The organism is Micromonospora sp. SD19 (genome assembly GCF_054462275.1).
Window position 1 is genome coordinate 1362814 of record NZ_JBTLMN010000001.1, and the last position, 12613, is coordinate 1375426.

12 protein-coding genes are annotated in these 12613 nt (G+C 71.4%); 4 read left to right on the forward strand and 8 right to left on the reverse strand.

The window, feature by feature from the left end:
* Nucleotides 1-39 precede the first annotated feature (39 nt).
* On the forward strand, nucleotides 40-3276 hold the full coding sequence (locus tag ACX27O_RS06345; RefSeq protein ID WP_458939050.1) for an ATP-binding protein: 3237 nt from the start codon (nucleotides 40-42) through the stop codon (nucleotides 3274-3276).
* 31 nt (nucleotides 3277-3307) lie between these two features.
* Here ACX27O_RS06345 and ACX27O_RS06350 read toward each other — a convergent pair whose 3' ends face one another.
* Together ACX27O_RS06350 and ACX27O_RS06355 are read right to left on the reverse strand one after the other, a co-directional pair.
* The gene (locus ACX27O_RS06350) at nucleotides 3308-4276 is read right to left on the reverse strand and encodes an alpha/beta hydrolase (RefSeq protein WP_210865112.1); all 969 of its coding nucleotides are present in this window, start codon (nucleotides 4274-4276) and stop codon (nucleotides 3308-3310) included.
* Nucleotides 4277-4327: 51 nt separating this feature from the next.
* Nucleotides 4328-4633 (reverse strand): putative quinol monooxygenase, encoded by a 306-nt coding sequence (locus tag ACX27O_RS06355; protein ID WP_210862083.1) that lies wholly within the window; start codon nucleotides 4631-4633, stop codon nucleotides 4328-4330.
* Between the two features lie 157 nt (nucleotides 4634-4790).
* Between ACX27O_RS06355 and ACX27O_RS06360 the strand changes: the two genes are divergently transcribed.
* Nucleotides 4791-5696 (forward strand): AraC family transcriptional regulator, encoded by a 906-nt coding sequence (locus ACX27O_RS06360; RefSeq protein WP_458939051.1) that lies wholly within the window; start codon nucleotides 4791-4793, stop codon nucleotides 5694-5696.
* Between the two features lie 64 nt (nucleotides 5697-5760).
* Here ACX27O_RS06360 and ACX27O_RS06365 read toward each other — a convergent pair whose 3' ends face one another.
* The 3 genes from ACX27O_RS06365 to ACX27O_RS06375 are packed head-to-tail and all read right to left on the reverse strand — an operon-like array spanning nucleotide 5761 to nucleotide 8210.
* Nucleotides 5761-6618 (reverse strand): ABC transporter permease, encoded by an 858-nt coding sequence (locus tag ACX27O_RS06365; protein ID WP_458939052.1) that lies wholly within the window; start codon nucleotides 6616-6618, stop codon nucleotides 5761-5763.
* Nucleotides 6615-7628, reverse strand: a complete 1014-nt coding sequence (locus ACX27O_RS06370) for an ATP-binding cassette domain-containing protein (RefSeq protein ID WP_458939053.1) — start codon at nucleotides 7626-7628, stop codon at nucleotides 6615-6617. Before ACX27O_RS06370 ends, ACX27O_RS06365 begins: the two co-directional genes overlap by 4 nt.
* 27 nt (nucleotides 7629-7655) lie before the next feature.
* A complete protein-coding gene (locus ACX27O_RS06375; protein ID WP_030331374.1) occupies nucleotides 7656-8210 on the reverse strand; it encodes an NADPH-dependent FMN reductase in 555 nt (184 codons plus the stop codon).
* A gap of 130 nt (nucleotides 8211-8340) precedes the next feature.
* On the opposite strand from ACX27O_RS06375, the gene ACX27O_RS06380 reads away from it, so the two are divergent.
* Nucleotides 8341-8856: a GNAT family N-acetyltransferase gene (locus ACX27O_RS06380; RefSeq protein WP_458939054.1), complete on the forward strand. Its 516-nt coding sequence runs from the start codon at nucleotides 8341-8343 to the stop codon at nucleotides 8854-8856.
* Between the two features lie 25 nt (nucleotides 8857-8881).
* Here the strand turns inward: ACX27O_RS06380 and ACX27O_RS06385 are convergent, their stop codons facing one another.
* Nucleotides 8882-9634: an SDR family oxidoreductase gene (locus ACX27O_RS06385; RefSeq protein ID WP_458939055.1), complete on the reverse strand. Its 753-nt coding sequence runs from the start codon at nucleotides 9632-9634 to the stop codon at nucleotides 8882-8884.
* Between the two features lie 102 nt (nucleotides 9635-9736).
* Here ACX27O_RS06385 and ACX27O_RS06390 point away from each other — a divergent pair, with 102 nt between their 5' ends.
* Nucleotides 9737-10579, forward strand: a complete 843-nt coding sequence (locus ACX27O_RS06390; RefSeq protein WP_210861390.1) for a helix-turn-helix transcriptional regulator — start codon at nucleotides 9737-9739, stop codon at nucleotides 10577-10579.
* Between the two features lie 90 nt (nucleotides 10580-10669).
* On the opposite strand, the gene ACX27O_RS06395 is transcribed toward ACX27O_RS06390, so the two are convergent.
* Both ACX27O_RS06395 and ACX27O_RS06400 read right to left on the reverse strand, forming a co-directional pair.
* Nucleotides 10670-11521 (reverse strand): aldo/keto reductase, encoded by an 852-nt coding sequence (locus tag ACX27O_RS06395; RefSeq protein ID WP_279517113.1) that lies wholly within the window; start codon nucleotides 11519-11521, stop codon nucleotides 10670-10672.
* Nucleotides 11522-11619: 98 nt separating this feature from the next.
* Complete coding sequence (locus tag ACX27O_RS06400) at nucleotides 11620-12579, reverse strand: LysR family transcriptional regulator (protein WP_357638311.1); 960 nt, start codon at nucleotides 12577-12579, stop codon at nucleotides 11620-11622.
* Between the last annotated feature and the right edge of the window lie 34 nt (nucleotides 12580-12613).

Sequence of the window (12613 nt, forward strand, 5' to 3'; positions counted from 1 at the left end):
GCTCGCGCTGTCGGACGGTTGCCGTACCGTCTGGAAACCATGGACGCGCGGCGCGGCGACGCCATCATCGGACGGGATCATCCTGCGGGCCTGTTGCGCGCCGAGTTGGACCGCGCCACCACCAGTCACGGCGGCCTCGTCCTGGTGACCGGCGAGCCGGGCATCGGCAAGACGACCCTCGTCACGTCGGCAGCCCGGGAGGCCCGGCACCGTGGCGCGCTGGTGCTCGGCGCCGCGTGCTGGGATTCCGACAGCGCCCCCGGCTACTGGCCGTGGGTGCAGGTGCTGCGCGGCCTGCGTCGATCCGCCGACGACTGGGCGGTGGCGCGACCGGACGCCGAGCCGGCCCTCGCGGCACTTCTCGGTGAGACCGACGCCAGCAAGCAGCAGGCCGAGCGGCTCGCCAGCTGGGCCGGCGTCGACACCGACAGCGTCGACCAGGAGGCGTTCGCGCTGTACGACGCGGTGACCGCCGCACTGGTCGCCGTCTCCCAGCACCGGCCGGTGGTCGTCGTCCTCGACGACCTGCACTGGGCCGACCCGGCCTCACTGCGGTTGCTGAGCTTCGCCGCCCAGCACACCTGGTTCGAGCGGCTCCTGCTGATCGGCACCTACCGTGACGCCGAGGTCGAGTCGGGTGAGCATCCGCTGCGCCCGCTGCTGATGCCGCTCGTCGCGAAGGCCACCACGATCACCCTCACCGGTTTCACCCGCGACGAGGTGGCCGCGCTGATGACCCGGACCGCCGGACGCGAGCCCGAGGCCGGCCTGGTCGACGAGGTGCACCGGCGTACCGGCGGCAACCCGTTCTTCGTCGAGCAGACCGCGCGGCTGTGGCACGCCGACGACGCGGTCGGCGCGATCGCGCCAGGCGTACGGGAGGCGGTGCGCCGCCGCCTGGCCCAGCTGCCCGCCGCCGTGGTCGAAGCGCTGACCGTCGCCGCTGTGCTGGGTCGTGAGTTCCACCGCCAGGTCCTCGCGGCCTGCGTCGCCGCCCCGGCCGCGCAGGTCGACCGGCTACTCGACCGGGCGGTGACCGCCCGGCTGGTGGTCTCCCGGGGCGGTGGCCGCTTCGCGTTCGCCCACGACCTGGTCCGCGAAACCCTCTACGACGGGCTGACCGACGACGACCGGCAGGCCCGACACGCCGCGCTCGTCCGCGCGGTCGACGACCTGCCGGAGCTCACCGAACGGCTGATCCCCGCCGACCTCGCCCGCCACGCCTACCTCGCCGGCCCCGCGCTCGACCCGGCCCGGGTGGCCACCCTGCTGGTCGCCGCCGGGCGGGACGCGTTCGTCCGGCTGGCCGGCGACGAGGCGGCCGTGCACTTCCGTCGAGCGCTGGAGGTCGTCGACGACCGGGAACAACGAGTGCGCATCCTGGTCGAGTTCGGTGAGACGCAGTACCACCACGCCGGTCGGGAAGAGGCCATCGCGCTGCTCACCGAGGCCGGGGTGCTGGCTCGTACCCTCGACGACCCGGTGCTGCTGGCCCGCGTCGCCCTCATCGTGAACCGCGCCCGCCAGGTCGAGGTCGCCTTCTCCGTCGAGGCGGCGGAGCTGGTACGCGAGGCGTACCGGCGGCTGATCGGCGAACCGGACGCCGACGCGTCGGTCGGCACGCTGGTCGCCGACCTGATCACCGCGACCGAGACGATCGCCCGTCGAGGGCAGGACGACGAGGCGCTCACCTTCAGCCTCTGGGCCCGCCACGACACCACCTGGGGTTTGGGCACCGCGGCGGCCCGCGCCGCGCTCACCGCCGAGATCCGGGACGTGGCCCGCCGGACACCAGACCGGGAGACCGAGCTGTGGGCCACCGCGCTGCGCTGGGTGGCGCTGCTGGAGCTGGGCGATCCCGGCTTCATCGGGGAGTTCACCACCTTCGTCAACGCGGACCGGCACGGCGACCCCACCCGGTACCGGATAGCGGCCTCCGTCGACAGCGCCATCATCGCGGCCTTCCGGGGTGACTTCGCCGAGGCCGACGAGCGGTTCGCCGACATCACCGACATCGCTGACCCGAGCCATGCCGAGTTCGGGTTCATGGGCCATCACCTGCGCTGGTCCCGGCTGCTGCTTGAGGGTCGGTTCGCCGAGGCCGACACCCTGCTGGACGGGCTGGCCCCGACCGACTACCCCTACCGGGAGTTGCTGCAAGCGATCACCGCGGCGGAGCGGGGCGACGACGAGACGGCGGTGCGGCTGACCGCCGGCATCGAGGCCGCCGCCGTCCGGTACCCGCGCCCGGTGTCACCGCTCTGGCTCCGGCTACGCGCGCAGGCCGCTGCCGCGTCCGCCGACCCGCAGCGCTGCGACGTCGCACGGGCCGCGCTCGCCCCGCATCGTGGAGAGTGGATGGTGGGGCTGTTCGGCTGCGACATCAGCGGCCCGGTCGACTACTGGCTGGCGCTGATCGACGCCGCCCAGGGCCGCTGGGACGACGCCGTCGCCGGCTTCACCGCCGCCCACCACTCCGCCGACCGGTTGGGCTCCCGGCCCTGGTCGCTGCTCGCCCGCACCGGCCTCGTGCGTGCCCTCGCCAGCCGAGGCCGCCCGGACGACACCGCGACGGTGACCCTGCTGCGGGCCGCCACCATCCAGGAGGCGACCGCTCTCGGCATGACGCAGGTGCTGCACCGGCTCGCCGCCCCGACGACCCCCGACACCGACCGCCCGGACCACACCGCCGCGCCCGGCCAGGCCGTGCCGGTCGCGTCGGCCATCGCGGGGTACGAGTTTCGGCGCGACGGGCCGGTCTGGCAACTCGCGTACGCCGGTGTGGTCGTGCACCTGCCCGATGCCAAGGGGTTGCACGACCTGCACCTGCTGCTGAGCCACCCGGGCAGTGACGTGCCGGCGGTCGAGCTGCTCGACCCGGCGGCCGGGCCGGAACTGGTGGCCGCCCGCCGGATGGGAGCCGACCCGGTCCTCGACGACGAGGGGAAGGCCCGCTACCGGCGGCACCTGGCCCGCCTCGACGAGGAGATCGACCGGGCCGCCGCCCGCGATGACGACCTCAAGGTGTCCAAACTGGACGCCGAGCGGGGTGCGCTGCTCGACGAGCTGCGTGCCGCGGCGGGCCTCGCCGGCCGGAGCCGCCGCCTGGGCGACGAGGCCGAACGGGCCCGCAAGACGGTGACCGCGCGGATCCGCGACACGCTACGCAAGCTCGACGACCGGCACCCGGCACTGGCAAGCCACCTGCGCGACTCCGTCTCCACTGGCACCACCTGCCGCTACCGGCCCGCCGAGCCGCTGCCCTGGCGGCTCTGAACCCACGGCCGGGGCGGGCCGTTGGCTCAGCTCAGTCCTTGAGATCGGGGCCGGGTTCCAGGACCCGGGCGAGCCAGTCGGCCTGGGTGCGCCGTGCCGCGTCGGAGACGCGAACATGCGGGAACAGCGCCGAAAATCCGTGGAAGCCGCCAGCCCACAGGTGCAGTTCGGCCTGGCCGCCGGCGGCCCAGATCCGGGTGGCGTAGGCGACGTCCTCGTCGCGGAACACCTCGGCGGTCCCGGCGTCGATGTACGTGGTCGGCAGACCGGACAGGTCGTCCGCCAGTGCGGGTGAGACGTACGCGGAGACGTTCTGGTCGGGGTGCTCGCCGAGGACGCTGCGCCACCCGAACTCGTTCATCTCCCGGGTCCACACGCCGTCCAGCCCGCTGTACTGGTGACTGGAGGTGGTGTCGTTGCGGTGGTCGAGCATGGGGCACGACAGCAGTTGGGCGGCGATGGTCGGGGTGTTGCGGTCGCGAGCCATCAGTGTGACCCCTGCGGCAAGGCCACCTCCGGCGCTGGCGCCGGCCACGACGATGCGGGCCGGGTCGATGCCGAGATCCGCGGCGTTCTCGGCCACCCAGAGCAGACCGCGGTAGCAGTCGTCGACCAGGGTCGTGCCGGTTGCTTCCGGGGCCAGCCGGTAATCCACCGAGACCACGACGGCACCGAACCGGTCGAGCCATTCCAGCGGAATGTCGATGTTCGAGAAGCGGTCGCCCCACATCATCCCGCCGCCGTGGATCCAGTAGACGCAGGGCGCGCCGGCGGCACGATCGGTGGGGCTGAGGATGGACAGCGGGATCGGCGTTCCGTCGCCGGCGGAAACTGTGACCTCGCGCCGGGAGACCGCGCGGCCTTCCAGGTGGATATCGATCGACGGTTGGGGGAAGTGGCGAAGCTGTTCGATCACCTCGGGGCCGAGGGGCGGCATGGGCGGCAGCTCAGTCAGGGGTACGAGCAACTCGGGGTCGATGCCCGGGCGGGGGAGGTTCATCGTGGATCCTTTCGCTGGTGCGGGTCGGGTGAGGGGGGTGCTGTCGCCGGCTCAGAAGGTCGCCTTGCCGCCGACCGGCACGGCGTCGGTGTACGTCGAGTCGCCGGCCAGCAGCGGCTGAAGCTTCGCGACCAGGGCCTGCGCCTGCTCCCCGGCGAAGAACGCGCTGTGCGCCTCGGCGCTGGTCCAGCCCTCGATCACGTGGACGACGTCACGGTCGGTGGCCGAGCGGGCCACGAGGAAGACGACGCAGTCGGGGTGGGGCAGGGACGGCGCGTCGAGCAACAGTTCGATCAGCTCGTCCGCCTTTCCCGGCTGAGCGGTCATGGTGGCCTGGAACCCGTGGTGGACAGTCATCGAAGTGACTCCTAATCGTCTAGCTCTTGCTGCGATCTCGGAAAACTGACACTTCAATAAGACCATCGCCACCAGCGGAAACGTTAGAAAGATGCTCTTGGGTTCTTGCCTGATTCTCTCGTTGTGACGAGCATCGGTCATGTGCTTCAATCGGGCCGTGTACCTCGACGAGCTGCGGACGTTGCTGGCCCGCCACGCCCACCCGGACATGCGCACCCCCATCGACGGGGTGCTGATCTCGAAGGTCGACCAGCAGACCGGGCCAACCACGTCGATGTCGGGCACCGTGCTGGCGCTCATCGCTCAAGGCGCCAAACACATGGCGCTGGGTGACCGCGTGTACGAGTACCGGGCCGGCCAGTACCTTGTCGCGTCGGTGGATCTGCCGGTCACCGGCCGGTTCACCCAGGCCAGCGCCGACTCGCCAGCGCTGGGGTTCGGGCTGGTGCTGCATCCGGCCACGGTCGCCGAGTTGCTGCTGCAGGCGGCACCGGGCGACCTCCCACCTCTGTCCGGCGGAACGCCCTCCGGGATGGTGGTCAGCGACGCTCCCGACGAGCTCGGCGACGCGGTGGTCCGACTGCTTCGACTGCTGGACCGGCCCCGGGACGTCACGGTGCTCGCACCCCTGATCAAACGGGAGATTCTCTGGTTGTTGCTCAGCGGGGAGCAGGGTGCCGCAGTGCGGCAGCTGGGCCTGGCCGACAGCAGCCTCAGTCACATCGCCCGGGCGGTGCGGTGGATCCGCGACCACTACGCGCAGGCGTTCCGGGTGGAGGAGCTGGCCAGGCTGTCCGGGATGAGCGTGTCCGCGTTCTATCGCAACTTCCAGGCGGTGACCGCGATGAGCCCGATCCAGTTCCAGAAGCAGATCCGGTTGCAGGAGGCCCGGCTCCTGCTCGCCACCCACCCCAACGACATCACCGGGGTCGGCATCCGGGTCGGCTACGAGAGCCCGTCGCAGTTCAGCCGCGAATACCGTCGCCAGTTCGGCGCGCCGCCCAGCCAGGACGCCACCCGCCTGCGCGGCACCAGCCGAACCGAGGTGCCAGCGGTCGTCTGACCGCAGACCGACGCGCCAACGACGGACGGACGCCGCCACGGCTGTGGCGGCGTCCGTCGCACTGTCAGCGGCGGTTGTACTTGTACATGGTCAGGGTGCCGAAGACGAGGACGAAGCCGGCGCTCCACAGCAGCAGCCACATCGTTGCCGACGGGTCCGACTCGCCGCTCATCGCGCCCCGGATCGCGGCCACCAGCTGCGTCACCGGGTTGACCTTCACGAACGCCTGGAGCCAGCCGGGCATGGTGCTCGGCTCGACGAAGACGTTGCTCAGGAACGTCAGCGGGAACAGCACCATCATGCTGACCCCCATCACCGACTTCTCGCTGCGCAGGATCAGCCCGAAGAACGTCCACACCCAGGAGAACGCGAACGAGAAGATCACCAGCAGTCCGATGCCGGCGGCGACACCGAGCGCCCCGCCCTCGGGCCGGAAGCCGAGCACCAGCCCGAGGCCCAGGATCACCAGTGCGGCGAGGATGTAGCGCAGCACGTCGCCGAAGATCATGCCGACCAGGGCGGCCGGGCGCCAGACGGGCAGCGTCCGGAACCTGTCGAAGATGCCCTTCTCGATGTCGGTGTTGAGGCCGACACCGGTGTACATGGTGATCATGACGACGCTGGTCACCATGATGCCGGGCAGGAAGAACTGCAGGTAGTCACGCGGGCTGCCGGCCAGGGCGCCACCGAACAGGTACGTGAACATCAGCACCATGATGATCGGGAACGCGGTCACGTCGAAGAGCTGCTCCGGCACGTGCTTGATCTTCAGCATGGCCCGCCAGCCGAAGGTGATCGACGCGCCCAGCGCGCTCGGCCGGGGAGGTCGGGCACCGGGCGCGAGGACTGTCGCCAGCGCCTCGGCGGACGGAACGTAGACGGCCGGCGCCCGTTCGGTGGTGGTGGTGGTGGTATCGCTCATCGGGCTGCCTCCAGCTCGTCGTTGCGCTCGTCGGTCGGCACGGCGGGGTGGTCGGTCAGGGCCAGGAAGACCTCGTCCAGGCTCGGCTGGCCGAGGGAGAAGTTGTCGACCACGATGCCGGCGCGGGCCAGGTCGCTGAGCACGCGGGCGGCCTGGGCGCTGGCGTCGAGGTCGGTGCCGGCCTCACCGACGCGGGCGGTCAACGCCACCGGATCGGCGGCGAGCTGCACCGGCACACCGAGTGCCTCGCGGAGCACCCGCTCCGCGTCGGGGCGCTGCCCCGGGTCGCGCAGTCGCAGGTGGACGGTGCCCGAGCCGATCGACGACTTCAACTCACCCGGGGTGCCCTCCGCGATCACCCGGCCGTGGTCGACCACCGCGATCCGGCCGGCGAGCTGGTCGGCCTCGTCGAGGTACTGGGTGGTCAGCAGCACGGTCGTCCCGTGCGACACCACCGCTCGGACGATCTCCCACACCTGGTTGCGGCTTCGCGGGTCGAGGCCGGTGGTCGGTTCGTCGAGGAAGAGCAGATCCGGGGTGTTCAGGATGCTCGCGGCGATGTCGATGCGTCGCCGCATCCCACCCGAGTACTTCTTCACCTGACGGTCGCTCGCCTCGGTCAGCCCGAACGCGGCGAGCAGCGCTGCCGCGCGGTCCCGAGCGGCCGGCTTGCGCAGGCCGAGCAGGCGGGCCAGGAGCACCAGGTTCTCCGTACCGGTGAGGTCCTCGTCGACGGAGGCGTACTGGCCGGTGAGGCTGACCCGGGAACGGACCTTGTCGGCCTCGGTTACCACGTCGTGCCCGAAGACCCGGGCCGAACCGCCGTCGGGTCGCAGCAACGTGGCGAGCACCCGGACGGCTGTGGTCTTGCCCGCGCCGTTCGGGCCGAGCAGGCCGTAGACGGTGCCGGCGGGCACCTGCAGGTCGATGCCGGCCAGCGCCCGGGTGTCCCCGAACGAGCGGGTGAGCCCTTCGGCCTCGATGGCCAGGCCGGTGGTGCGTCTACTCATGATTTCTACCTTTCGTGGCGGACGTGTTCAGGAGACGTAGGGTCGAGCCGCCCGGCCGTCGCGCAGCGCCAGGCCCCACCAGCGCAGCTGGTCGAGCAGGGCGTCGACGTCGCGGCGCAGTTCGTCGGTGCACCGGGCGGTTGGCTCGCCGGCGAGCAGGTCGATCCCGACGACGTCGCGCACCGTCATCGCGTGCAGTGCGGTGAAGACGGTGCGGAGCTGGTCGACGGCGTGCCCGCCGGTGGACCGACAGCCGTACGACACGAAGCCGACAGGTTTGGCCTGCCACTCGTCGTACGCGTAGTCGATGGCTTGTTTCAAGGGTGCCGGGAAGCTGTGGTTGTACTCGGGGGTGACCACGACGAACGCGTCCGCCCGGCCCACCTCGCGAACGAACGCCCGGATCGGCGCGGTCGGCTCGGCGGGGTAGGTGGCCGGGAAGTCGTACCCGGTCAGGTCAACGACCGTCACCGCCAGGTCGTCGTGCCGCCCGGCCTGTTCGACGAACCAGGTGGCGAGCCGGTCGCCGACCCGCCCCTCCCGCGTGCTGCCGACGATCACGGCGATCCGTAGCGGCGTCATGGCCACCCCCTTCCATTCTGAAGGCGCGAGGTGACAGCGGGCGCCCGCTAGATCTGATCTAGCGGGCGCGGTTTCGGGGCGGAGTGTCGGTGGGATCGGCTTGACTGGGGTCGACGAACGGGGGAACAGGATGGCCCAGGTACGCATCGAACCGTGGCACGAGGACGACCTCGACCTGCTGCGGCAGCTCAACTCACCGGACACCCGCAAGCACACCGGCGGCCCGGAGACCGACGAGCAGGTGCTCGCCCGCCACGACCGGTACGTGCACTTCGCCGACACCGGGCAGGGCTGCATGTTCACGCTGGTGCTGCCGGACGGGGCACGGGCGGGCAGCGTCGGCTACTGGGGTCGGGAGTGGCGCGACCACCCGGTGTACGAGCTGGGTTGGGCGGTGCTGCCCGCGTACCGGGGGAAGGGGCTGGCCACGACGGCGGTGCGTGCGGTCGTGGACGTGGTCCGCGCCCGACAGGACCGGCGCTACGCGCACGCCTACCCCTCGGTGGACAATCCCGCGTCGAACGCGGTGTGCCGCAAGGCGGGTTTCACGCTGCTCGGCGAGACCGGTTTCGAATATCCGCCGGGGCGGATGATGCGGGCCAACGACTGGCAACTCGACCTGACCGCCCCACCGACAGTGAGCTGAGGTCGGCGGGGCGGCCGGTGACAGGTCACCAGGGCAGCACGCCGTACCCACCGCCGGCGTCCATCTGGAAGCCCCACAGCAGCCCGCTCGGCCCGTCGGCTGGCAGGGTCGCCAGGTGCACGCTCACCTCGGCGCCCTGTTCTGCTGTGCGGAAGCCGCTGTTGCCGTTCAGGTCGGTGGCGCAGTAGCCCGGGTTCGCCGCGTTCACAGTGATCGGGGTGTCCCGCAACTCCTTGGCGTACATCGCGGTGAGCATGTTCAGCGCCGCCTTCGACGACGGGTACGGCACGGAGGTCAGCTCGAACAGCGCGCCGTTCGGGTCGGTCATCACCGCGATCGAGCCGATCTCGCTCGACACGTTGACGATCCGGGCGGCCGGTGCCCGGCGCAGCAGCGGCAGCAGCGCGTTGGTCACCGCCACCACCCCGAAGACGTTCGTCTCGTACAGCCGGCGCAGCGTCGCCACTGTCGTCTCGCTGGGCAGCCCCCGTGCGCCGTCGGCGAGGATGATGCCGGCGTTGTTGACCAGCACGTCCAGCCGGCCGTACTCCGCCTCCACCCGCTTCGCGGCGGCCGTCACCGACTCGGCGTCGGTGACGTCGAGTGGCACGAACACCGCGTCCGCGCCGCCGTCGCGCAGCTCCCGCTCCGCGGCCCGACCCCGCTTGGCGTCCCGTGCCCCCACCAGCACTGTCATCCCGAGGGCACCGAGCTGCCGGGCGGTGGCGAAGCCGATTCCCTTGTTGGCCCCGGTGATCAGGGCGATCATGTTCGTCATGCCGTCGAGCCTCGCCGGGCTGGCCGCGCCCGGGGAGAGACGGGCCGAGGCTGGGACCGGTGGTACCACCCTGGCCGGCCCGGCCCGGGGCATGCTGGGGGCATGACGAGCAGCGGCCTGCGGCGTGACGAACTGGCGGCGTTCCTGCGTACCCGCCGCGCCCGGTTGCGGCCCACCGAGGTCGGGCTTCCGGAGGGTGAACGCCGACGGACCCCCGGGCTGCGCCGGCAGGAGGTCGCCCAGCTCGCCGGGATGTCGATCGACTACTACATCCGGCTGGAGCAGGGCCGCGGACCGCACCCGTCCCGGCAGGTGCTCGCGTCGATGGCCCGGGCGCTGATGTTGAGTCGGGACGAGCGCGAGTACCTGTTCCGGATCGCCGGGGAGAACCCGCCGCGTACCGTCGGCCCGAGCCGGGAGGTGACGCCCGGACTGCGGCACCTGCTCGACGCCATGACCGAGACCCCGGCGTACCTCGTCGACGCCGCGTACCACGTGCTGGCCTGGAACCGGCTTGCCACGTCCTTCATGGGCGACCTCTCGGCCGTGCCGGACGCGGACCGCAACATGATCCGCTGGACCTTCCGGCGTCCGGCGACCGACAGCCACTGGACCGACGCCGAGACCATCTGCTTCGTCCGCAGCACGGTGGCGGACCTGCGGGCCGCCTACGGCCGTTACCCGGCCGACCCGGCGATCCGCGAGCTGGTCACCGAGCTGCTCGGTACCTCGCCCCGGTTCGCGCGGCTCTGGGCGGAGCACGATGTCGAGGAGCGCCGCCCCATCGTCAAGCGGGTGCCGCACCCCGAGCTGGGATCGTTGGAGTTCGAGTGCCGGGTGCTGCACGTTCCGGAGACCGAGCAGCGGATGATCGTCTACGTCCCCGAGCCAGGCTCGCCCACTGAGGCGGTGTTCCGCCGGCTCGCCGAGCGCGTCGGCTCCTGACGTCGAAAGCGCTATACCTCAGAGTCATAGTTATGCCTCTGAGGTATAGCGCTCACCGGGACATCATCCGCCGGTGGCCGGCGGCTCAGGTCAGTTGGGCAGGTAGGCGAAGGTGTCCGGGTTCGGGCCCTGCCGACCGGCCTCGCCCTTGTTCAGCTCGGTGATCCGCTCCATCGCCACGTCGTCCAGCTCGAAGTCGAAGATCCGGGTGTTCTCCTCGATCCGCTTCGGGGTGGTCGACTTCGGGAAGATGATGTCGCCGCGCTGCACATGCCAGCGGAGCACCACCTGCGCCGGGGTCCGGCCGAGCTGCTCGGCGATGTCGACAACCGTCGGGTCGCCGAGCACCTTGCCCTGCGCGATGGGCGACCACGCCTCGGTGAGAATGTTGTGCTCCCGGCCGTAGGCGCGGACCTCGTCGTTGGTGAAGTACGGGTGCGCCTCGATCTGGTTGACCGCCGGCACGACGCTCGCCTCGTCGGCCAGTCGCTGCAGGTGCGGCACCTGGAAGTTCGACACGCCGATCGAGCGGGCCCGACCGTCGCGCTGGACCTCCTCCAACACCTTCCAGGTCGACACGTAGTCGCCGTCGTACAGCGTCGGCAGCGGCCAGTGGATCAGGAACAGGTCGATGTAGTCCATCTTCAGCGCCGCCAGCGTCGAGTCGAACGCCCTGCGGGCGTCGTCGGGGCGGTGGAAGCCGTTGTTCAGCTTGCTGGTCACGTAGACCGCGCCCCGGTCCAGGCCGGACATCCGTACCGCCTCGCCGACCTCGGCCTCGTTGCCGTACATCTCGGCGGTGTCGATGTGGCGGTAGCCGATCTCCAACGCGGTGCTCACCGCCGCGACGGTGTCCTTCGGCTCGATCTGGAACACCCCGAAGCCGAGCTGAGGAATGGTGGTGCCGTCGTTCAGGCTGATGTCGGGAATCGTGATTGCCACTGCGGCTCCTTCGCGTCTTCGTTTACCTGTCATCCATACCCGGGCAGGTGGACGAATCACCGCTCAAGCCGGCGTGACGAACGCAACGGCGGATCGGTTCACCCGGTCGTGTCGAACAGCACCGGCCACGGCCGTGCCGCCGGTGTCGACGCCGACGGCGGCTCGGGCGCGGTGGGCTCGGCCAGCACGTCCGCGGCGAGTTGGCCGAACATCGCCGCCGCCGGGTGCGCGGACCGTTCTGGCCAGGCCGCCGAGGTGCGTTTCGCCAGCGGCGCGTCGACGATCGGCCGCCAGGCCATCCGGGGTTCCCGGCGGGCCACCGCCGCCGGTTCCACCGCCACCGCGCCGCCGGCCAGCACCAGCCCGAAGAGGAACTCCGGGTTGCGGGCCGGGCGCACCCGGGTCGGGCGCCAACCGTGCTGCCGGCACACCGCCAGCAGGTGATCGTGCCAGCCGGGGGCGGTGGCGCGGGGCGCGGCCACCAGATCCAGACCGGCGAGCGACGCCAGCGTCACCGCACGGTCGCGGGCCAGCGGCGAGGTGCGCGGCAGCAACACCCCCAGGGGTACGTCGACCGGGGCGCCGAACCGTAACCCGTCCGCCGCCACCGGGTGATGCACGAGCCCCACGTCCAGGGTCCGCTCGGCGAGCATCCGTACCTGCTCGGCGGTGGTCAGCTCGTGCAGCTCCACGTCCAGCCCGGGTGCCCGGGCGGTGAGCCCGTCCAACAGCGAGCGCAGCGTCACAGCGGGCGTCTCCGGTGGCACCCCGGCCCGCAGTACGCCCAGCTCACCGGCGCGGATCTGGGCCATCAGGCTGCGCAGCCGCCCCTCGCCGGCGAGCAGTTCCTCCGCCTCGCCGAGCAGCAGCTCACCGGCGGTGGTCAGGCGTACCTGGCGGCGGGAGCGGTCGAACAGCTCGACCGTCAGCTCCCGTTCCAGCCGCTGGATCGACTGGCTCAGCGGCGGCTGGGCCATTCCGAGCAGCTCCGCGGCCCGCCCGAAGTGCAGTTCGTGTGCGACCACCACGAAGTGCCGCAGGTGCCGGAGCAGGTCCACGGCCGGGACCCTACGCCAGCGCCGCCACGGTGCC